We start from the raw sequence: 22272 nt of genomic DNA on the forward strand, positions 1-22272 counted from the left end.
ACTTAACTAGCCAACTCTATTGACACCTATTCAAGCGCACTCTTATCTAGTCTCCAACAGGCGTTCAACCTTGCACTCATTCACTATTTAATTTCACACACAGTGAACAGTTTTGTTGCTCGGCAATTCACGCCTTTCGAACTTTCAGAAACGGACTTTCGCTGCAAGGCTTCAAGGAGAAACCCCCATGACAAGCACTTCGAACAAACCCGAACTTGCGGCCCCGACCCTGGCGCAATCTCACAAGACCTGCATCAACATCACCTCGGCGGCGCACCTGCTGATCGATGTGGCGCCCTACTCCGGCATGGACGAAGGCGACCTGATCGAACTGTTCTGGGATAACTGCTACGTGGCCTCCAGAGTGCTGACGGCCGACGATGTCGGTCAACCGGTCCAACTGCGTGTGCCCGAGAGCTTCATCGCCAATGGCACCTCGCGCGTTCACTACCGGATCATGCAGATCGGGCAAGGGCCAACTCTGTCCGCCGCCAGACGGGTGCAAATCAAACTCGACTGCCCTGGCGGCCAACCGTCTGCGCTGTGCGGCGATGAAAACCAGAGTCTGGAGCCCGTGAATATCCCCGAGACCATTCGCCGTCAGGGAGTCAATCCGAACCAGATCAAGCGTGGGGTTCCTTTGACCATCGAGCCTTACCTGAACATGGCCGCCGACGACGAAATCACCCTTCGCTGGGGCGATGTGCGCATGGATCTGCCACGACTCAAGGCCGGCGATGTCGGCCAGCCGATCCAGGTCTGGGTGCCGCCGGCGATCATTCTCGAAGCCGGCGAAGACCTGCGGCTGGAAGTGACTTACTGCATCCTAGACCGGGTGGGTAACAACTCCCGCTGGGCCCCCCCGCGCAGGCTGAAGATCGGTTGCGCCAATCCCTATTTGAAGGCCCGGTCGAAAGAAATGCTCATGGCCGCCGAACCCCGCAAACACTGAGATTCGTGTAGCAGCTGGCGAAGCCTGCGTTCGGCTGCGCAGCAGTCGTGAAATCAGGCGTCGCGGTCATTCAGGTTAATCGTGGACTCAGGATTTACGACTGCTGCGCAGCCGAACGCAGGCTTCGCCAGCTGCTACATGAATCTGTGATACCCCTTCTATGCATATTCCTAAAAGTTAGTTTATTAATTTTTTATACACGCTTAGGGTATATGCACCGGACCACCGGACATTCTTGTTTTCGTTCGTCGCAACCATCGCGACGTTTCCATGAGATGTGAGGTAGGTATGGTCCGGAACACAATCACCCCAGTGCAGATCGCCAGGGCATTGCGTGCAGCCAAGGAGCGGCACTGATGTCCAGTCTGGCAGATGCAATCGTCCAGAGTGATCTGGACATCGCCCCCCTGTTGTTGCCCGCGCAGGTCTTGCGCAACGACGCACAAGCCATCAAGGCCGCTCATGAACTGGCGCAAGTCGCCCGTCTGCAAGCAGCCAAACGCGACCAGCAGCGCAAGCTGCCGTGGTCGGAAATCGAACAGTTCACCCGCAGCGGCCTGGGCAGCATTGCCATCCCGCGTGAGTACGGTGGCCCGCAGGTTTCGTTCGTAACTTTGGCCGAAGTCTTCGCGATCATTTCCGCGGCCGACCCGGCACTGGGACAGATCCCGCAGAACCAGTTCGGCATTCTCAACCTGGTGCTCGGCAGCGCCACTGAATCGCAAAAAAAACAGCTGTTCAAAAGCGTGCTCGAGGGCTGGCGAATCGGTAACGCGGGACCTGAGCGCGGCACCAAAAACACCCTTGAACTCAAGGCGCGAATCACCGCCAGCGGCGACGGCTTCGTCCTCAACGGGCAGAAGTTCTATTCCACCGGCGCCCTGTTCGCCCACTGGGTCGCCGTCAAGGCGCTGAACGACGACGGCAAGCAAGTGCTGGCCTTCGTTCGTCGCGGCACTCCTGGCCTGCGCATCGTTGACGACTGGTCGGGCTTCGGCCAACGCACCACCGCCAGCGGCACCATTTTGCTCAACAACGTGCAGGTCGACGCCGAGCTGGTGGTGGACAACTGGAAGATCAATGACAGCCCGAACATTCAGGGTGCCGTGTCGCAGCTGATTCAAGCAGCCATTGACGCCGGCATCGCCCGGGGTGCCATCGACGACGCCATCGCGTTCGTGAAAACCCGCGCACGGCCGTGGATCGACGCCAAGGTCGAACGGGCCAGCGACGACCTCTACGTGATCGCCGACATTGGCAAATTGAAAATCGAACTGCACGCCGCCGAAGCGCTGCTGCGCAAGGCCGGGCAAGTGCTCGATCAAGTCAATGCCGCACCGCTCACCGCCGAGTCCGCCGCTCGCGCCTCGATTGCCGTGGCCGAAGCCAAAGTGCTGACCACCGAGATCTCGCTGCTGGCCAGCGAAAAGCTTTTCGAACTGGCCGGCAGCCGCGCCACCCTCGCCGAATTCAACCTCGACCGCCACTGGCGCAACGCCCGCGTGCACACGCTGCACAACCCGGTGCGCTGGAAATATCACGCCGTCGGCACTTATCACCTGAACGGCACACTGCCCGCACGGCACTCCTGGATCTAACGACCAGAACACTTTTGACCAGATCTCTGGAGAAACACATGACTCTTTCTCACCACGTCGCGGTCATAACCGGCGATGAGCAAGCCCTGATCGTCGCCAGTGACCTGGCCGAAGATTTCAAACGCGACAGCGCCCTGCGCGACCGCGAGCGCCGTTTGCCACACCCGGAACTGGAAGTGTTTTCCCGCTCGGGTCTTTGGGGCATCAGCGTGCCAAAAGAATATGGCGGCGCCGGGGTTTCCAACGTCACCCTGGCCAAGGTGATCGCGCTGATCGCCCAGGCTGACGGCTCCCTCGGCCAGATTCCGCAGAACCACTTCTACGCGCTCGAAGTGTTGCGTGTGAATGGCAGCGAAGAGCAGAAGAAGCGCCTGTACGCAGAAGTATTGGCCGGTCAACGCTTCGGCAATGCCCTCGCGGAACTGGGCACCAAAACTGCCCATGACCGCGTCACCAGCCTGACCCGCGACGGTGACGGCTATCGCATCAACGGCCGCAAGTTCTACGCCACTGGGGCGATTTATGCCCAGCGCATTCCGACGTCGGTCGTGGACGAAAACGGTGTTCAGCAACTCGCTTTCGTCCCTCGTAACGCCAAGGGTCTGACGGTAATCGACGACTGGAGCGGTTTCGGCCAGCGCACCACCGGCAGCGGTTCGGTGGTGTTTGAAGATGTCTACGTCGCCGCCGAAGACGTGATCCCGTTTCAGAGCGCGTTCGAGCGCCCGACCACCGTCGGCCCGCTGGCGCAGATCCTCCACGCCGCTATCGACACCGGTATCGCCCGTGCTGCCTATGAAGATGCGCTGCACTTCGTGCGCACCAAAACCCGTCCGTGGATCGATTCCGGCCACGACAAAGCCACCGAAGACCCACTGACCATCAAGAGCTTCGGCCACTTGAGCATTCGTCTGCACGCCGCCGAAGCCTTGCTGGAACGCTCTGGCGAATACCTCGACAAGGCTCAGGCCAAGACCAACGCCGAGACCGTCGCCGCCGCGTCGATTGCCGTCGCTGAAGCCCGCGCCATCAGCACCGAGATATCCCTCGCCGCTGGCAGCACGCTGTTTGAACTGGCCGGCAGCCAGGCAACCCTGATCGAACATGGTCTGGACCGTCACTGGCGCAACGCTCGGGTACACACGCTGCACGACCCGGTGCGCTGGAAGTATCACGCAGTCGGCAATTACTACCTCAACGATGAAAACCCGCCACTGCGGGGGACCATCTGATGGCCGATGCCAAAAAGAAGATCCTGCTCAACGCGTTCAACATGAACTGCATCGGGCACATCAACCATGGTCTGTGGACGCATCCCCGGGACACTTCAACCCAATACAAGACGATCGAATACTGGACCGAACTCGCCCAATTACTGGAGCGCGGACTGTTCGATGGCCTGTTCATCGCTGACATTGTCGGGGTTTACGACGTCTACCAAAACTCGGTGGACGTGCCGCTCAAAGAGTCGATCCAGTTGCCGGTCAATGACCCGTTGCTGCTGGTCTCGGCCATGGCCGCGGTCACCAAAAACCTTGGCTTCGGTCTCACCGCCAACCTGACTTACGAACCGCCGTATCTGTTCGCCCGACGCATGTCCACGCTCGACCATCTGAGTCGTGGCCGGGTCGGCTGGAACATCGTCACCGGCTACCTCGACAGCGCAGCCAAAGCCATGGGCCTGAGCGAACAGGTGGAACACGACCGTCGTTACGACCAGGCCGATGAATACCTGCAAGTGCTCTACAAACTCTGGGAAGGCAGCTGGGAAAACGGCGCGGTGCTTAACGATCCGCAGCAGCGGATCTACGCCCAACCGGAGAAAGTGCACAAGGTCGAGCACAAGGGCGAGTTCTATCAGGTCGAGGGTTATCACCTCTGCGAGCCGTCGCCGCAGCGCACACCCGTGCTGTTCCAGGCCGGCAGTTCGGATCGCGGTTTGCTGTTCGCCGGGCGACATGCCGAGTGCGTGTTCATCAGCGGCCAGAACAAACCGTCGACCAAGATTCAAGTGGACAAGGTGCGCGCCAGTGCCGTCGAGGCCGGGCGTAACCCTGAGGACATCAAGGTGTTCATGGGGCTGAACGTGATTGTCGGCGCCACCGAAGAGCTGGCCTGGGCCAAGCACGCCGAGTACTTGAGCTACGCCAGTGCCGAGGCCGGCGTGGCGCATTTTTCGGCGTCCACCGGAATCGATTTCTCCGAATACACCATCGACGAACCGATCCAGTACGTGAAGAGCAATGCGATCCAATCCGCCACCAAGAACCTGCAAAACAACGACTGGACCCGCCGCAAATTACTCGAGCAACACGCGCTGGGTGGTCGCTACATCACGGTGGTTGGTTCGCCTGAGCAAGTCGCCGATGAGCTGGAATCGTGGATCGCCGAGACCGGCCTCGATGGCTTCAATCTGACGCGAATTGTCACGCCGGAAAGCTATGTGGATTTCATCGACTTGGTGATTCCGGAGTTGCAACGCCGAGGGTCGTACAAGACCGCTTACGACAGCGGCAGCCTGCGAGAAAAACTGTTTCACGGCGAGGCGCATTTGCCTGAGCAACACACCGGTTCCCACTACCGACACTAACCCCTGTAACTGATCGTTCCCACGCTCCGCGTGGGAATGCAGCCAGTGACGCTCTGCGTCACCGCCGCAGGGACGCGGAGCGTCCCGGGAGGCATTCCCACGCGGAGCGTGGGAACGATCCGTAAATTCAATGCACTGACTGGAAAACTCATCATGACCAAGACCTACTTCTCTCACCCAGTCAAAGCACTGGCCCTGGCCCTCGGCCTTTTCAGCTCCATCACCTTCGCCGCCGACGCGCCGCTGAAAGTCGGCACCACCGCCGCTTTCGCCATTCCCCTGGAAGCCGCTGTCGAAGAAGCCAAGAAACAAGGCCTGCAAGTCGACCTGGTGGAGTTCAGCGACTGGATCGCGCCCAATGTCAGCCTCGCCGCCGGCGACATCGACGTGAACTACTTCCAGCACGTCCCGTTCCTGGAAAACGCCAAGGCCGCCGCCGGTTTTGACCTGGTGCCGTTCGCGCCGGGGATCATCAACAACGTCGGCCTCTACTCGAAGAAATACAAAAGCTTCGACGAACTGCCGGAAGGCGCCAGCGTGGCGATTGCCAATGACCCGATCAACAGCGGTCGTGGTTTGCAACTGTTGGCCAAGGCTGGCCTGATCACCCTCAAACCGGGTGTCGGCTACAAGGCCACCGAAGAAGACATCATCGCCAACCCGAAGAAGATCAAAATCCTGCAGGTCGAAGCCGTGCAACTGGTACGCGCCTATGACGACGCCGATCTGGTCCAGGGTTACCCAGCCTACATCCGCTTGTCGAAGACCTTCGATGCCAGCTCTGCCTTACTGTTCGACGGCCTCGATCACAAGGAATACGTGATCCAGTTCGTGATCCAGCCGAAAAGCAAAACCGACCCGCGCCTGATCAAGTTTGTCGACATTTACCAGCATTCGCCGGCCGTTCGTGCCGCGCTGGATAAGGCCCACGGCAAGCTCTACCAAGCCGGTTGGGAAAGCTGAATATGACGGCAGCCACCCAACTGCGACTGGAAATTCCAGAGCCACACAACGCTATACAAACCGAACTGCACCCAGACCTGAACCGCGCTCACGTACGCTTCATCGGTCTGGGCAAAACCTACAACGGCCAGCAAGGTCCGGTTGCGGCACTGCACGGCATCGACCTGGCGATCCAGCGCGGTGAAGTGTTCGGCATCATCGGCCGCAGCGGCGCCGGCAAGTCGTCGCTGATTCGCACCATCAACCGCCTGGAACAACCGAGCACGGGCCGCGTGCTGATCGATCAGGTCGACATCGGCGAGTTCGATGAAGACCGCCTGGTGGCGCTGCGTCGGCGCATCGGCATGATCTTCCAGCACTTCAACCTGATGTCGGCCAAGACTGTTTGGCAGAACGTCGAATTGCCGCTGAAAGTCGCAGGTGTGCCGAAGGAAAAACGCGAGCAGAAAGTCCGCGAATTGCTGGAACTGGTGGGCCTGCAAGAGAAGCACAAAGCCTACCCGGCGCAGCTGTCCGGCGGGCAGAAACAACGCGTCGGCATCGCTAGGGCACTGGTGCATGACCCGGCGATTCTGCTGTGCGACGAAGCCACTTCGGCGCTGGACCCGGAGACCACGCAATCGATCCTCGGCCTGCTGCGCGAGATCAATCAGCGCCTGGGCCTGACCATCGTGCTGATCACCCACGAGATGGCGGTGATTCGCGATATCTGTGATCGAGTCGTCGTGCTTGAACACGGACGAATCGTCGAGCAAGGCCCGGTCTGGGAAGTCTTTGGCAACCCGCAGCACGAGGTCAGCAAAACCTTGCTGGCACCGTTGCAACACGGTTTGCCGGAAGAACTGCAAAGCCGCTTGCAGGCACATCCACAGTCCTCGGGCGCCGCTGTTGTGTTGCGCTTGCAGTTCACCGGCAGCGCCAGCGACGAGCCGGACTTGGCCGCGTTGTTCAGTGCCCTCGGCGGGCGCGTGCGCTTGCTGCAAGGCGGCGTGGAACGGATTCAGGGCCACGCCCTCGGGCAATTGCTGCTGGCGGTGACCGGTTCGTCCCTCGGCGCAGAGGAATTGCGTCAACGCGCCGGCAACTGGGCGCAGCAGGTGGAGGTGCTGGGTTATGTGGTTTGATCGCTTGCTGCAAGGCTTTATCGACACCTTCCTGATGGTCGGCGTGTCGTCATTGATCGCGCTGCTGGCGGGCATTCCGCTGGCGGTGATTCTGGTCACCAGCTCCAAGGGCGGGATTTACGAGGCACCGGCGTTGAACCGTGCGTTGGGTGCATTCGTGAACCTGTTCCGCTCGATTCCGTTTCTGATTTTGATGGTGGCGCTGATTCCGTTTACGCGGTTGATCGTCGGCACCACGTACGGCGTTTGGGCAGCCGTGGTGCCGCTGACCATCGCTGCCACGCCGTTCTTTGCGCGCATTGCCGAAGTCAGTTTGCGTGAGGTTGATCACGGGTTGATAGAAGCGGCGCAGGCGATGGGTTGCCGGCGCTGGCATATCGTTTGGCATGTGCTGTTGCCTGAGTCGCTGCCGGGGATTGTCGGCGGGTTCACCATTACGCTGGTGACAATGATCAACTCGTCGGCCATGGCGGGGGCGATTGGTGCGGGTGGACTGGGGGACATCGCCTATCGGTACGGGTATCAGCGGTTTGATAGCCAGATCATGTTGACGGTGATTGTGTTGCTGGTGGTGTTGGTGGCGGTGATTCAGTTGGGCGGAGATCGGCTGGCGCGTGGATTGAACAAGCGTTGAGTCTGGCTCAAGTCATTGGTTGTCAGTGATACCGCTTTCGCGAGCAAGCCCGCTCCCACATTTGATCGCGTCCGCCCGGGCAACGCGGTCGAATGTGGGAGCGGGCTTGCTCGCGAATGGCTGCGAAGCAGCCACCGGCGCCTTGGCGTATATTCGGCAAATCCCAATTGCCTGCGCAGCCGACCATGAAACAGACCCCCACCGACCTCGAGCAGATCACCTCCACCACCCTGGGCCATTACAACTCGGTGGCGGAAAGTTTTCGCGAAGGGACTCGCGATCATGATGTCAGCCAGAACATTGATGCGCTGCTGCGGCATATTCAGGGGGAGGCGCCGTTCGACATTCTCGACTTTGGCTGTGGGCCGGGGCGTGATTTGCAAACCTTCACGCGCATGGGCCACACCGCTGTCGGGCTTGATGGCTCGGAGAAGTTCGCGCAGATGGCGCGCGAAGACAGCGGTTGTGAGGTCTGGCAGCAGGATTTTCTGAAGCTGGATTTGCCGGCTGAGCGCTTTGACGGGGTCTTCGCCAATGCGGTGTTGTTCCATATTCCGCGTCAGGAATTGCCTCGGGTGTTGAAGGAGTTGCGCGGTGCTTTGAAGCCGGGTGGCGTGTTGTTCAGTTCCAATCCGCGTGGCGAGAATCAGGAGGGGTGGAATGGGCCGCGTTATGGGGCGTACCACGATCTTGAGTCGTGGCAGCAATTGCTGACGGCGGCGGGGTTTGTGGAGCTGGAGCATTACTACCGGCCGGCGGGACTGCCGCGGGAGCAGCAGCCTTGGTTGGCGAGTGTTTGGCGTAAGCCGGCGTAGCCTGTCAGGACGCAATCGCGAGCAAGCTCGCGAAAGTTTTCTAACGTTGCACAGCGACTTGATAGGTTGCCACTCCCCCATGCGCGTCAAACGCGGTGATGCTTCGATCGGCCAGCTGTCGCCCATCAATCTCACGTTCGCGTAAATCAAAATTCGCCACCAGTCTGGTGCCATCGGCGAACGTTGTCTGCTGTACCTGACGATCCTCAGTCAACCAACGGAAATCTGTCATCGCCTGAGTCGCCAGACGCTCATGCAGCGGGCGGAAGAAAACATCCTGACGAGCAATCACCGGTAACCGCTGCTTCAGCGTCGCCGCACTCAGGTGATACAGCGGCGGCACGTTGTAGAGCAATTGAGTCAGCTCATTCTCGGCGCGCACATTGCTCAACTTAAAGCTGTCGAACAGCCAGTGATGGGTGGTGATCACCGAGCCATGGAACACCGCCTGATAAAGCGGCAAGCGCGTTTGCGGAGCAAAGTGAACCGTGCGGTAGGGTTCCTTGAGGGGCACGGTTTTGAAGAAAACCTGCGGCTGTTCATTAGGAAACCAGCGGCCCAAGTAATAGGGCGACTTCGGATTCTTGCTCATATCCGAATCCCCCCAGCCGATCACCGGTGTCTGCATCCCATGGGCAAACAGTACACCTTGGGCCGTGGTGGCGTTGCCATCCTCGGAGCCGGTCGGTAGCTTCAACGTCTCGTTGACCCAGCGCGAGGCGTCGATGTTGCCCTCGGCATTTTGCACCTGAGTCATGGTCGCTCCCACACGGTAGCTATCAAACAGCATGCCGGTGGCGTAGGCGTCCAGAAACCAGCTATTGAACCCGGCCTTGCCATGTACAGCCCTGATGCGCGCCTCAAGCAATGGCCGAACACAACGCGGCTCGGTGTAATGCCCCGATTGCTGAAACCCGCTTTTGAACGTCCCGGTTTCCAACACGATCGCACATTCCTGATTGGCTCTGAAGCCCAGATGCGCGGTGGTCCAGTCCGGGTTTTCAGTGATGGTCAGTGCCGTCTCATAGGAATCATAAGGCGCCACCAGGTAGCCTGCGGCAACGCCTTGACGCACCGTTTCAGGGTGCCAGAGACCACCTTCCCAACCCTCGCCAAGGCCTAACCATAATCGCGACAAGCCCGCAGCTTTCAGTTGTTCGATAGTCGTTGGTGACAAGGTATTGCCCCAGCGCTCCGGTATTGCCGTCACAGCATCGGAGAACGCCACTGCCAGCTCTGCACGTAACAAGCCGTAGCCGTCAGCCAGTTTTTGCATGTCCGGTTCGACGACAGACTGCCAGCCGTTGCGTGCCTTCTTGTTGAGCGCAGCATTGAGGCTGCGTAGCAACGTGACTTGCTGGTAACGATCAAGCGGTGGCTCAGCCCGGGCCAATAACTGCGTACTTTCAGCGTCAAAACTGGTACGTAACTCGCTGGCCAGTACACCGTTACCGCGCAACCCTTTCAGCAAAGCTGGCCAGCTTCGAACATCGTCCGGTCCGAGCAGGTCGTTACCCCACAGATAAACATGACTGGCTCCCAGGAGCTTTTTGGCTTCGGGAATCTTCAGCAGTTTGTCGCTCAAGGTTTCGTATTGCCCGCTGTCGACCAACCATTTCCGATAGCGCTTGGCACCCGCCAACAGATCGACATCACCCAACGACAGCTTGAAAGTTAGCGGTGCATTGGGCTCAAGGGAGGTGAATTGATGATGGACAGTCAGAGCAAGGGTGTTGTTGTTTTCGGCGCTGAAAATCAGGCGATTGTTGTAAGGGTTGGTCATCAGCCAGTTCAGCGTGAAGCCACCGTGATCAACGCCCCACAGCGGCAAACTCAGGTCTTGGGTGGTATTGAACTCCCCCTGATCGAGCAGAAAGGTTTGCCACAACGGATCACCGGCAGGCACATAACGCCCCTCGGCCAGCGGCAAGATCAGTCCTTTGCCCATAGAACTGCCGGGCTGTTTTAGAAAGCTCAGCTCACCGGGATCACGGGCCGTGATGGACAGGGACAGGTCTCGCTGATCGAGGGCGGCACTCAGCGTCCAGGCGCCGTCATCCCACTGCCAGTCCATGCGATTGGCGCTTTGCTTGAGGTTGCTGACCTTATACCCAGTACCGCCCGACGAGGCTTGCACTGGCGAATGTTGTGCGGGGATGACGCGGATCGCCAGCGTGGCGGGATCGAGTTCGACGCGCCACAGCGAATTTTCCAGCACATTACCGGCCAGCGTCGGGGGTGAACACAACAGAGCGCCGAGCAACAGCACATAGCGCAGACAATAGGTCATCGGTGACATCGAAGTCCCTCCTCCATTTGGAAAGGGACCGTACAGCAACGCACCACCCATGTAAGTAGGACCGTTCCCAAGCGTCACTCGGGAACGATCAACGCATCAATTACTGCGCTTCTTTTTTCGGTTCGCGAATCTTGTACCAAGCCACATAAAGCGCCGGCAAAAACAGCAATGTCAGCAACGTCGCAATAATAATCCCGCCAATCATCGCGTAGGCCATCGGCCCCCAGAACACTTCCCGGGCGATCGGGATCATCCCCAGGCTCGCCGCCGCAGCCGTCAGCAGAATCGGCCGACGACGATGCTCCGTGGCTTGCACCACGGCATCCCACGGTGCATGACCGTCCTTCTCCAGGGCATCGATCTGCGTCACCAGAATCACCGAGTTGCGGATGATGATGCCGATCAGCGCCAGAATCCCGAGAATCGCCACAAAGCCCATCGGCGTGCCCGTCGGGATCAGCGCCAGCACCACGCCGATCAAGCCGAGCGGCGCGACGCTGGCCACCAGGAACAGCTTCTGCACGCTGTGCAACTGGATCATCAGGAAGGTCGCCATCAAAAACAGCATCAACGGCACAACCTTGGCAATCGGCCCCTGGGCCTTGCCGCTTTCCTCGACGGTGCCGCCAGTGGCGACCTTGTAGCCCACCGGCAAACTGGCGGCGAATTTATCGATGTCGGGTTGGAGTTGTTTCACCAGGTCGGTCGGCTGAATCTCATCGCGCACCGCCGCCTTGATGGTGATGGTCGGTTTGCGGTCGCGGCGCCAGACCAGCGGTTGCTCAAGTTCATAACGCACGGAAGCGAACGCCAGCAGCGGAATCGACGTGCCGCCCGGCGTGACGATCTGCAAATTCTGCAGGGTTTCCGGGGTGCCGCGTTCGGCGTCTTCCGCACGCCCCACCACGTTGATCAGGTAGATATCGTCATCGACCTGAGTCACTGGCACACCGACCACGATGCTGTTCATCAGGTTGGCCACGTCTTCCGACGACAGCCCCAATTGCCGCGCCTTGTCCTGGGCGATGTCGATACGCAGGACTTTGCCCGGTTCGTTCCAGTCGTAAATGATCTCGCCGATGTGCGAGTTTTTATCCAGTTCAGTGGCCAGGGCGATGGCGTGCTTGCGCACCTGATCGATGTCCTTGCCGCTGACCCGGTACTGAATCGGCCGCCCCACCGGCGGGCCCATTTCCAGCGCCTGGACGTAGCTGCCGATACCGACAAAATCATTGCGCAGCCGCTCGCGCAAGCGCTGGCTAAGCGCGTTACGCGATTCCAGCCCTTTGCTGACGATCACCAGTTGCGCGTAATACGGGTTCTGCAATTGCTGGTCGAGCGGCAGGTAGAAACGGATCGCACCTTCGCCGATGTAGGTGCTCCAGCGCACGATGTCCGGATCGTCCTTGAGCGTTGCTTCGAGCTTGTCCACAGCCTTGCGGGTTTCGGCGATCGAGGCGTTTTGCGGCAGGTTCAGGTCGACGAGGATTTCCGGGCGGTCCGAGGACGGGAAGAACTGGTTCTGCACAAACTGCATGGAAAACACCGACGCCACGAACAGCGCGATGGTGATGCCGATCGCCCACCAGCGATTGCGCATGGCCCAGAGCATGCCGTAATTGAACGTCCGACCGATGCGTCCCGGTTCTGCGTCGTGAGGTTTCACGTTGGCGCTGAGTATGTGCACACCGATCACAGGGGCGAATAGCACCGCGACAATCCAGGACACGATCATGGCCACCGCGATCACCGCGAACAGCGTGAAGGTGTACTCGCCGGCCGAGCTGGCGTTCAGGCCGATGGGCACGAAACCGGCCACCGTCACCAACGTACCGGTGAGCATCGGGAACGCGGTCGAGGTGTAGGCGAACGTGGCCGCTTGCTCCTTGGTCTCGCCCATTTCCAGGCGCGTGACCATCATCTCGACGGTGATCATCGCGTCATCCACCAGCAGGCCGAGCGCAATGATCAGCGCGCCGAGGGAGATCCGCTGCATGGTGATGCCGCTGTACTCCATGAAGACAAAGACCATCGCCAGCACCAGCGGAATCGAGCACGCCACCACCAACCCGGCGCGCACGCCGAGGCTGATGAAGCTGACGATCAGCACGATCACCACCGCTTCGAACAATGCGCTGGTGAAGCCGCCGACGGCTTTTTCCACCACTTCGGCCTGGTCGGAAACGTTGTGCACGCCGACGCCCACCGGCAGGTCGGCGGTCAGGTCATTCATGCGCTGGTGCAGCGCGTTGCCGAACTCCTGAATATTGCCGCCCTTCTTCATCGCAATGGCGAGGCCGATGGCAGGATGACCGTTAAAGCGGAATTCCGGCGTCGCCGGGTCAACGTAGCCACGGCTGATTTCGGCGACATCGGCGAGGCGGTAGAAGCGGTCGTTGAGCCGCAGGTTAACGTTTTCCAGGTCTTTCTCCGAGGCAAACTGCCCCGTCGTACGCACGGAAATCCGCTCGGGACCGGCCTCGATCACACCGGCCGGTGTCACCGCGTTTTGCGATTGCAGGCTCTGCACCACCTGACGCTGATCGATGCCCAGCGCCGCCAGTTTGCGAGTGGAGAAATTCAGGTAGAGGACTTCATCCTGCTCGCCGACCATCTCGACCTTGCCCAGCCCCGGCACTTCGCGGATCTCGGCGCGGACCTGCTCGACGTAATCGCGCAATTGGCGCATCGACAAACCGTCGGCGGTAAAGGCGTACACCGAACCAAACACATCACCGAATTCATCGTTGAACCCCGGCCCTTGCAGGCCTTGTGGGAAGTCGCCGCGAATGTCGTTGATCTTCTTGCGCACCTGATACCAGATTTCCGGGATGTCCTTGGCGCTGGTGGTATCGCGCAAGTTAACGAAAACCGTCGACTCGCCGGGGCGGGTGTAGCTTTTCACGTAGTCGAGGGAGTCGAGCTCTTCGAGTTTTTTCTCGATCCGGTCAGTGACCTGCTTGAGGGTTTCTTCCTGGGTCGCGCCCGGCCAGCGGGTCTGGATCACCATGGTTTTGATGGTGAACGACGGGTCTTCCTCGCGGCCGAGGTTCATGTACGAAAACACGCCCATCAGCAGCGCGACGAACATCAAATACCAGACAAACGACTGATGCTTGAGGGCCCATTCGGATAAGTTGAAACTCCCTTTCATTGCGGGCTGTCCTCATCGATTTTTACTTTTTGCCCCGGTTTCAGGCTATTCACGCCGGCACTGACCACTCGCTCGCCAGACTTCACGCCGTTGGCCAGGACCATCGTTGAGTCAGTGCGGCTGATCAGGCTGACGTCTCGTGGGGAAACGGTTTGGGTCTGCGGGTCGATGACCCAGATCCGCGGTTTGCCATCGACCTCCTGGAGCGCGGTCAGGGGCAGTTCGATACGCGGTTTGATCGCAGAGCTAAGGGTCACGCTGATCGCCGTGCCCAGGCGAAACCCCGGTGGCGTGTCGGTCAGTGTCAGCCGGGCGCGACGGGTGCGGGTCGCGCTTTGCGCCTGGGGTTCGATTTCACGAACGATGGCTGTAGTGGTGATGCTCGGGTCGAGCTGGACGGCAACCTGAAACACCACGTCTTCCGGCAACTGGTCGACCAGCGTGTCCGGTAGATCGATCACGGCTTCCTTGATGTCCGGCTGCGCCAGGGTCACCACTTGCTGGCCGGCGCTGACGACTTGCCCGGCTTCGGCGCTCCACGCGGTGACGATGGCCTTGTGGTCGGCGCGCAGTTCGACGTAGTTGAGCTGGTCCTTGGCCTGATCGACCGCTGCCTTCGCTTGATCGAGGGAGGCCTGGGTGGTTTTGAGGTCGGTCTGTGCGACGTCGAGTTGCGCCTGGGCGCCCACGCCACGATCGAACAACTCTTGCTGACGCCGGGCGTTGGCCTGAGCGTTGATGAGTTGCGCCTGGACGTTGGCCAGATCACCCTGAGCGGAACGCAACTGGTTCTGCTGATCGGTGGGGTCGAGCGTGGCGAGCAACGCGCCCTGATCGACTTCGGCACCGACATCGACATTACGGCTGGCGATGCGTCCCTGCACCCGGAAGCCGACATTGCTTTCATAACGGGCCTGGATGCTGCCGGCGAAGCGGCCCAGGCTTTCTTCGTCCAGCGCCTGGACCTTGATCGATAGCACCGGACGCACCGGCTCCGGCGGCGGTTCTTCTTTCGAGCAGGCCACCAGCATCACACCGGCGCAAACCAGTAACAGACGCTTCATGGCTGGGCTCCCTCGACTAAGTCCTTATAGGTGTTTTCGGCGATTTCCACCTTCACGCCGGGGTGCAGCAACTGGCCGCCGGCGATGACAACTTTTTCGCCACCCTTCAGGCCGGCGCTGATGATCACTTTGCCAGTCAGGTAGCGGCCGACAGTGACGGTGTGCAGCTGTGCCTTTCCCTCGCTGTCCACCAGCCACACGGCCGGGTCGCTGAGATTTTTCGTCAGTGCCGACCAGGGCAATTCGACTGCCGACTTGCCTGGCGTCTTGGCCGTGGCACTCACCACCGAACCGAGCTGCATGCCTTCCGGTAGTCCGTTGAGGCTGACCTTGACCTGCACCGTGCCGGTCTGCGCGGAGACGGCCGGGGTGATTTCCCGAACGGTGCCGGTGGTTTTGATCTCAGGTTTGTCGAGGAGGCTGACGACCACCGTTTTGCCTTCTGGCGGCTCTGTCAGCAGCGATTCGTACACGTTGAACACCGCGTCGCGCTCGCCATCGCGCGCCAGGCTGAAAATCGGCACGGTGGCCTGCACCACCTGGCCAACCTCGGCCTGGCGCGCGGTAATCACCCCCGGCGCGTCGGCGACCAATGCGGTGTAGCCCAGTTGTTCACGGGCGTTGGCCAGTTGCGCCTGGGCCGCCGTCAGGGCGCTCTGGCTGCTGCGCAATGCAGCTTGGGCGGAATCGTATTCGCTCTGGCTGGTGTAGCCCTTGGGCAGGAGTTTTTGCTGACGAACGAAAGCGGCGGCGGTCTGTTTGACTCGGGCCTGTTCGGCAACAACCTGCGCCTGAGCCGAGTCGACGCTGGTTTGCAGGTCCTTGGGATCGAGTTTTGCCAGAACCTGTTTGGCCGAAACCCGATCACCGACATCGACTGTACGCTGGATGATCTTGCCGGCAACGCGGAACGACAGGTCAGTCTGGACCCGCGCCTGCACATCACCGGTCAAGGTCACCGTCGCCGCGTAATCCGCCGATTTGACCTCTTGTACGAATACCCGCGGACGGTCCTTTTCGACCGGTTTTTTATCGCCACAGGCGCTCAGCAGGACAAGGAGGCTCAGGCCAACCACTGTTTTCAATCCGGGACCTACCATGCAGACTCCTTTGCGTTGTACGTTCGTGCCAATGGCGATACGACTGTGAGCTTAGAACAGGGTTCCAAGGGTGCGCCTCACGGTTTGAAATAAAGCCTGGCGCACGATGACATCGACAATAAGGCAGAATCGCGCACCACGCAGCAGGAAGCTTCCCATGCTCAAAACCCTCGCGGTGGCCAATTACCGCTCGATCAATAAATTGGTGATTCCGCTGGGCAGGTTGAACCTGATCACCGGCCCCAACGGCAGCGGTAAATCCAACCTCTACCGCGCGTTGCGCCTGCTGGCGGAAACCGCTCAGGGCGGGGTGGTCAATGCCCTGGCCCGCGAGGGTGGGCTGGATTCGACCTTCTGGGCCGGACCGGAAAACATCAGCCGACGCATGCGAAACGGCGAAGTGCCGATCGAAGCGACCGTGCGCCACGGCGTCAAACGCCTGCGCCTGGGCTTTGCCGGGGAGGATTTCAGCTATTCGATTGCCTTGGGCCTGCCGACACCGACGCGCTCGTACTTTGCCCTGGACCCGGAGATCAAAAAAGAATGCATCTGGTCCGGGCCATTCTACCGCTCCGCCAGCCTGCTGGTGGACCGCGAAGGCCCGATGATCCGCGCTCGCGAAGGTCGCAGCTGGGAAGTACTGACCCAGCACACGCCGAATTTCGACAGCCTGTTCGATCAGGTCGGCAGCTTGCGCACCTCACCGGAAGTCCTGCAACTGCGTGAATTCATCCGCCGCTGGCGGTTCTATGATCACTTTCGCAGCGACGCCGACGCGCCGGTGCGCCAACCTCAATTGGGCACCCGTACGCCGGTATTGCATCACGACGGCCGCGACCTCGCCGCTGCTTTGCAAACCATCCGCGAAATCGGCGATCCGGAGGCTTTGCAGACCGCGATCAGCGACGCGTTCCCCGGGGCGCGCTTGAATATCGAGCAGTTGCAGGGCGGACGGTTTGCCATCGAGTTTTATCAGGAAGGGTTGTTGCGGCCGTTATCAGCGGCCGAGCTGTCAGACGGGACGTTGCGGTATTTGTTGCTGGTGGCGGCGTTGCTGACGCCTCGGCCACCGACGTTGATGGTGCTGAACGAGCCGGAAACCAGTCTGCACCCGGACCTGTTGCCGGCGTTGGCGCGGTTGATTATCCGCGCGTCCGAGCAGTGTCAGGTGTGGGTGGTTTCTCATGCGCGGCGGTTGATCTCGGCGTTGCAGGAGGATCCGGAGTGCAATTGCATAGTGCTGGAGAAGACATTGGGCCAGACCGGGATTGTCGGGCAGCGGATGCTGGATGAACCGGCGTGGTATTGGCCGGATTGAGCGGCGCCTGATAGACCGCTTTCGCGAGCAAGCCCGCTCCCACAGTTGACCGAGTTGTCCCGGCGGACGCGGTCTAATGTGGGAGCGGGCTTGCTCGCGAAGGCGATCGAAAGATCACAACATCGGTCAGGTCATCACCCCTGCCACTTCCCACCCTCGACAATCACGCTCTCAGGCTTGGTGTCATCGCTCAGCTCTTTACGCACATACTGGTCATACAGTTTGAGCAAAAACTTCTCTTCACCCAGCTTCGCCAACTCGACATTCACCCAATCACGCAGCTCGATATTGCCCTTCTTCACCGCCGGCGCAATCGGTGCTTCAGCACCCAAGGTCTGGGTCAGCACACGATAGCCAGGGTTCTGCTTCGCCCAACTGAACAGCACCAGATTGTCCTGCGCATACGCATCGCCCCGTCCATTGGCCAATGCTTGCAGAGACTCGGAATTTTTCTCGAACTTCAGAAGCTTCCAGTCTGGATGGTTCTTGGTCAGCCAGATATCGGCCGTAGTGCCGGTGGTGACGATGGTGGTGCGGGTCGCCAGGTCATCGAGGTTCTTCACAGTGCTTGCCTGTGGCACCAGCGCCTGCACCGCAACTTTCAGGTTCGGATTGGTGAATTCCACCGCTTCCTTGCGCTCCGGGGTGACGGTCATGTTGGCCAGGATCAGATCGACCTTGTCACTTTGCAGGAACGGAATCCGGCTCGCTGGTTCTACCGCGACGAACTCGACCTTGTTCTCATCGCCCAGCAGGTCTTTGGCGAATTGACGGCCGATGTCGGTATCGAAACCGACGTAACGCCCGGCTTCATTGACGAAACCAAACGGCGGTTTATCGGTGAAGACACCGACGATCAACTTGTCCCGTGCTTTGATTTTTTCCAGATAGCTGACGCTGGTGGCCGCCGGTTTGGCGGGTTCTTCGGTTTTGTTGCAACCGGCCAGCAACGCGAGGCCGAGCAGCGGGAGTAGCAGCAGAGAAGTCTTGGCAGTTTTCATAGCAGTTCCAGTTCCTTTGTTTGAGTCGTTTTGGGTAGTGCGGCGACGTAGGAGAACTTCTCCAGGAACTGCTGCGCTCGTGCGGTTTGCGGGTTCGTAAAGAAAATCTCGGGAGGGTTTTGCTCAAGGATTCGCCCGGCATCCATGAACACAATGCGGTCAGCCACGGCGCGGGCGAAGGCCATTTCGTGGGTGACGATCAACAGCGTCATGCCCTCGCGGGCCAGGCCCTGGATGACGTCCAGCACTTCCTTGACCATTTCCGGGTCGAGGGCTGCGGTGACTTCATCGAACAACATGACGTTCGGGTTCATGCACAGCGAGCGGACGATGGCGATGCGTTGCTGCTGGCCACCGGAGAGCTGACGCGGAAAGGCATCGCGCTTGTCCAAAAGGCCCACGCGCTCAAGCAACGCTTCAGCCTGAGCACGGGCCTCGCGGCGGTCGCGCTTCTGCACTTTGACCGGGCCGAGCAGCAGGTTGTCGAGCACGCTCATGTGCGGGAACAGGTGGTAACTCTGGAACACCATGCCGATCTGCTGCCGTACTTCGCGCCAGTCGGTGTCCTTGTCCAGCAACTCGCGACCGGCAAAATTCAAGCTGCCGCTGTGGGCGACTTCAAGACCGTTGAGGCAACGCAGCAAGGTGCTTTTACCGCAGCCGCTGGGGCCGAGGATGACGATCACTTCGCCTGACTTCACTTGCAGGTCGATCTCTTTGAGCACCTGCTGCTCACCGAAAAACTTGTTGAAACCCTTGAACTCGATCAATGCGCTCATGCTTGCGTCCAGCGCCGCTCCAGCACGCGCGAGGCGGCCGAGAGCGGGTAGCAGATGAAAAAGAAAAACAGGAACAGTGCGCCGTAGATCAGCACCGATTCGTAAGTGCGCTCGATGATCTGCTGGCCGACCTTGATCACATCGACCACGCCGATCAGCACCGCCAGGGAGCTGGTCTTGATGATCCGCGTGTAGACGTTGATGGTCGGCGGCGTCATGCGTTTTAGCGCTTGAGGCAGCAGCACGTAGCCGTAGAGTTGCGGGCCGTCCAGGCCAATCGACAACCCTGCCTCACGCTGACCGCGAGGCAACGAATGCAACGCACCGCGCACCACTTCCCCGACTTCGCTGGCGCCCCACAACGACAACACCAGCACTGCGCACCAGAAACTCGGAATGCTCAGGCCGAAGAAAATCGGCAGGCCAAAAAACAGTAAGTACAACCAGACCAGCACCGGAATTGCGCGGAACAATTCCAGATAAACGCGCAGGGTTGCGTTCAGCCATTTCGAATTCAGCGTGCGCAAAACGCCATACAGCACGCCACCAACGGTGCTGATGGCGATGCTCAGGAAAGAGATCGACAAGGTTTGCGCAGCGCCCTTGCCCAGTTGCGGCAATGACACCCAGAGCAACTCAAGACCCGAACTGGCCATGCTGGAGCCTCCTTTCCAGACGGCTGAGCAGCAGCGACAGCGGCAAGAACAGCAGCACGCAAATCAGCGTCAGCACGGCGAGCATTTCGTAGGTTTTGTAGTAGAGCGCGATGTAGCTCTTGGTGGTGTAGAGAATCTCCGGCACTGCCACCGCCGAGACCACGGTGGTTTCCTTGAGCAGGAAAATGAAATTGGCGAACAGCGACGGCAGGCTGAGGATGCCGGCTTGCGGCAGGATCACGTAGCGCAGCAATTGCCCATGGGACAGGCCGATGGAGCGCCCGGACTCGAGCTGCGCCTGTGGCACCGCGTCGACGCCGGCACGCAGCACTTCGGTGAGGTAGGCGCCGCCGAGGAAGGTCATGGTGATGATCGCCGCCGCAAAGCCCGAGACCTTGATGCCCAGTGCCGGCAAGGCGAAGTAGACGAAGAACAGTTGAATGAGCAGCGGCGTGTTGCGGGCGAGCTCTACATAGAGCCCGACCAGCCGCTGCAAGTAAGGCGTGCGGAACACCAGAATCGTCGCGTTGATCAGCGCCACCAGCAACGACGTGCCAATGGCGATAAAGCCGACCTGCAGCGTCACGCCCACGGCGTTAAGAAACGCCGGCAGGGTGCTGAGGATAAATGCGTAATCGAAGTTCATTGAACATCCTGGACGCCGCAGGGTAAGCGACGGTGGTGCAGTCCATGGGCAGTGGATAACTACCCGGCAGGCACCGACTTTAAAGGTATAAAAAGAAGAATTTAAATACCGTTAAAGCATATTGATATCACGCAAAAAACTATCCTCCGCATTTGCTGTGGCGGCGGAAGACGACTATTTTTCTTTGCGCTGTAGGAAGGATCTTTTTTTCAGAATCCCCCTCCAAGGATGCACAGCTTTTGGCCAGACTCCCCGGCCGAACCATCACAAGGAAGAGAAAAATGGCTGACGTAAAAGTGCCACAGCGGCTGGATCCGCAGGACATTGTGAAGTTGTTGATGGCGTTGCGCAGGGCGTTGAAGGCCGGGGTGGCCTAGAGATATGGATCGTTCCCACGCTCTGCGTGGGAATGCAGCCCGTGACGCTCCGCGTCACTGGACGCGGAGCGTCCCTTGAGGCATTCCCACGCGGAGCGTGGGAACGATCACGCCGACGCTGAATCAGCCGTCGGCGTTTGAAACCTTGAAGGGGTTTACCTCGCGAATCAGAACGCCGGCAGTACCGCGCCGCTGTACTTCTTGGCGATGAATGCTTTCACTTCAGGGCTGGTCAACGCTTTGGCCAGCTTCTGGATGGCAACGCTGTCCTTGTTGTCCGGACGAGCCACCAGGAAGTTCACGTAAGGCGAATCTGCACCTTCGATCACCAGCGCGTCTTTAGCCGGGTTCAGACCTGCTTCCAGCGCGTAGTTGGTGTTGATCATGTCCAGGTCGACCTGGTCCAGAACACGCGGCAGCATGGCCGATTCCAGTTCCTTGAACTTGAAGTTGTGCGGGTTCTTGGCAATGTCTTTCGGGGTGGCCAGAGCGTTTTTCGGGTCTTTCAACTCGATCAGGCCAGCCTTCTGCAGCAGGATCAGGGCGCGGCCGCTGTTGCTGCCTTCGTTAGGGATAGCGATAGTCGCGCCATCTTTCAGCTCAGCCAGGGTTTTGACTTTCTTCGAGTAGCCGCCGAACGGTTCGACGTGCACGCCGATCACGGTCACCAGGTTGGTGCCTTTGCCTTCGTTGAAGCTTTTCAGGTACGGCAGGGTCTGGAAGTAGTTGGCATCCAGGCGCTTCTGGTCGACCTGTACGTTCGGCTGAACGTAGTCGGTGAAGACTTTGATTTCCAGGTCCACGCCTTCTTTGGCGAGGGTGGGTTTGATCAGTTCCAGAATCTCGGCGTGTGGAACCGGGGTCGCCGCAACCACCAGTTTCTCGCCAGCCTGGGCCAGGCCCGCGGTCAGGGCAGCCGCCAATGCGGTGAACAACAGAACCTTTTTCATGCAGTGTCCTTATCGAAAATCACGGTCGTCATCGACGACGGCTTGTTTAGTACGAGTGCCAGTGAAGTGCTATTGCTGGCGTGACGCGGACAATACCGGGATTTTTTATTCCCGAACAATATCTTTTATTCACTTTCATATTCCATTTTGTTCATACAGCTCTGGCTCGCACATCGACCCCGTAGGAGCAAAGCTTGCTCGCGATCCTGGCAACGCGGTCTGTCTGTCAAACGCCATCGCGGGCAAGCCTTG

Annotated in this window: 18 protein-coding genes; 9 read left to right on the forward strand and 9 right to left on the reverse strand. The window is 59.6% G+C overall.

All coding sequences use genetic code 11. The features are described from left to right. The first annotated feature begins 187 nt into the window (after positions 1-187). The 8 genes from CKW16_RS06125 to CKW16_RS06160 all read left to right on the forward strand — a co-directional run bounded on the left by CKW16_RS06125 (position 188) and on the right by CKW16_RS06160 (position 8676). A complete protein-coding gene (locus CKW16_RS06125) occupies positions 188-952 on the forward strand; it encodes a hypothetical protein (protein ID WP_095127633.1) in 765 nt (254 codons plus the stop codon). A 356-nt stretch (positions 953-1308) separates the two neighbouring features. Further along, complete coding sequence (locus tag CKW16_RS06130; RefSeq protein ID WP_095127634.1) at positions 1309-2550, forward strand: SfnB family sulfur acquisition oxidoreductase; 1242 nt, start codon at positions 1309-1311, stop codon at positions 2548-2550. A 38-nt stretch (positions 2551-2588) separates the two neighbouring features. After that, positions 2589-3782, forward strand: coding sequence for an SfnB family sulfur acquisition oxidoreductase (locus CKW16_RS06135; RefSeq protein ID WP_095127635.1), 1194 nt, complete (start codon positions 2589-2591; stop codon positions 3780-3782). Then, complete coding sequence (locus CKW16_RS06140; RefSeq protein WP_095127636.1) at positions 3782-5140, forward strand: LLM class flavin-dependent oxidoreductase; 1359 nt, start codon at positions 3782-3784, stop codon at positions 5138-5140. The genes CKW16_RS06135 and CKW16_RS06140 overlap by 1 nt, the downstream gene beginning before the upstream one ends. A 153-nt stretch (positions 5141-5293) precedes the next feature. Beyond that, positions 5294-6103, forward strand: coding sequence for a MetQ/NlpA family ABC transporter substrate-binding protein (locus tag CKW16_RS06145; RefSeq protein ID WP_095127637.1), 810 nt, complete (start codon positions 5294-5296; stop codon positions 6101-6103). Positions 6104-6105: 2 nt separating this feature from the next. Beyond that, positions 6106-7227: a methionine ABC transporter ATP-binding protein gene (locus CKW16_RS06150; protein WP_095127638.1), complete on the forward strand. Its 1122-nt coding sequence runs from the start codon at positions 6106-6108 to the stop codon at positions 7225-7227. After that, positions 7217-7861: a methionine ABC transporter permease gene (locus CKW16_RS06155; protein WP_008148260.1), complete on the forward strand. Its 645-nt coding sequence runs from the start codon at positions 7217-7219 to the stop codon at positions 7859-7861. The genes CKW16_RS06150 and CKW16_RS06155 overlap by 11 nt, the downstream gene beginning before the upstream one ends. A gap of 185 nt (positions 7862-8046) precedes the next feature. Beyond that, complete coding sequence (locus CKW16_RS06160) at positions 8047-8676, forward strand: bifunctional 2-polyprenyl-6-hydroxyphenol methylase/3-demethylubiquinol 3-O-methyltransferase UbiG (RefSeq protein WP_095127727.1); 630 nt, start codon at positions 8047-8049, stop codon at positions 8674-8676. A 40-nt stretch (positions 8677-8716) separates the two neighbouring features. On the opposite strand, the gene CKW16_RS06165 is transcribed toward CKW16_RS06160, so the two are convergent. From CKW16_RS06165 to CKW16_RS06180, 4 genes are all read right to left on the reverse strand, one after another. Continuing rightward, on the reverse strand, positions 8717-10975 hold the full coding sequence (locus tag CKW16_RS06165) for a glycoside hydrolase (RefSeq protein ID WP_095127639.1): 2259 nt from the start codon (positions 10973-10975) through the stop codon (positions 8717-8719). Between the two features lie 100 nt (positions 10976-11075). After that, positions 11076-14129: an efflux RND transporter permease subunit gene (locus CKW16_RS06170; RefSeq protein WP_095127640.1), complete on the reverse strand. Its 3054-nt coding sequence runs from the start codon at positions 14127-14129 to the stop codon at positions 11076-11078. Beyond that, positions 14126-15193, reverse strand: a complete 1068-nt coding sequence (locus CKW16_RS06175) for an efflux RND transporter periplasmic adaptor subunit (protein ID WP_095127641.1) — start codon at positions 15191-15193, stop codon at positions 14126-14128. Before CKW16_RS06175 ends, CKW16_RS06170 begins: the two co-directional genes overlap by 4 nt. Beyond that, positions 15190-16293 (reverse strand): efflux RND transporter periplasmic adaptor subunit, encoded by a 1104-nt coding sequence (locus CKW16_RS06180; protein ID WP_095127642.1) that lies wholly within the window; start codon positions 16291-16293, stop codon positions 15190-15192. Before CKW16_RS06180 ends, CKW16_RS06175 begins: the two co-directional genes overlap by 4 nt. 157 nt (positions 16294-16450) lie before the next feature. Here CKW16_RS06180 and CKW16_RS06185 point away from each other — a divergent pair, with 157 nt between their 5' ends. Further along, positions 16451-17611, forward strand: a complete 1161-nt coding sequence (locus CKW16_RS06185) for an AAA family ATPase (protein ID WP_095127643.1) — start codon at positions 16451-16453, stop codon at positions 17609-17611. A gap of 134 nt (positions 17612-17745) precedes the next feature. On the opposite strand, the gene CKW16_RS06190 is transcribed toward CKW16_RS06185, so the two are convergent. The 5 genes from CKW16_RS06190 to CKW16_RS06210 all read right to left on the reverse strand — a co-directional run bounded on the left by CKW16_RS06190 (position 17746) and on the right by CKW16_RS06210 (position 22020). Further along, on the reverse strand, positions 17746-18612 hold the full coding sequence (locus tag CKW16_RS06190; RefSeq protein WP_095127644.1) for a transporter substrate-binding domain-containing protein: 867 nt from the start codon (positions 18610-18612) through the stop codon (positions 17746-17748). Continuing rightward, the gene (locus CKW16_RS06195; protein ID WP_095127645.1) at positions 18609-19391 is read right to left on the reverse strand and encodes an amino acid ABC transporter ATP-binding protein; all 783 of its coding nucleotides are present in this window, start codon (positions 19389-19391) and stop codon (positions 18609-18611) included. The genes CKW16_RS06190 and CKW16_RS06195 overlap by 4 nt, the downstream gene beginning before the upstream one ends. Continuing rightward, the gene (locus CKW16_RS06200) at positions 19388-20047 is read right to left on the reverse strand and encodes an amino acid ABC transporter permease (RefSeq protein ID WP_095127646.1); all 660 of its coding nucleotides are present in this window, start codon (positions 20045-20047) and stop codon (positions 19388-19390) included. The genes CKW16_RS06195 and CKW16_RS06200 overlap by 4 nt, the downstream gene beginning before the upstream one ends. Further along, positions 20028-20693: an amino acid ABC transporter permease gene (locus CKW16_RS06205; RefSeq protein ID WP_095127647.1), complete on the reverse strand. Its 666-nt coding sequence runs from the start codon at positions 20691-20693 to the stop codon at positions 20028-20030. Before CKW16_RS06205 ends, CKW16_RS06200 begins: the two co-directional genes overlap by 20 nt. A 544-nt stretch (positions 20694-21237) precedes the next feature. Continuing rightward, positions 21238-22020: a MetQ/NlpA family ABC transporter substrate-binding protein gene (locus tag CKW16_RS06210; RefSeq protein WP_046052269.1), complete on the reverse strand. Its 783-nt coding sequence runs from the start codon at positions 22018-22020 to the stop codon at positions 21238-21240. Between the last annotated feature and the right edge of the window lie 252 nt (positions 22021-22272).

Source organism: Pseudomonas sp. Irchel s3h14 (genome assembly GCF_900187425.1).
Classification (GTDB): Bacteria; Pseudomonadota; Gammaproteobacteria; order Pseudomonadales; family Pseudomonadaceae; genus Aquipseudomonas.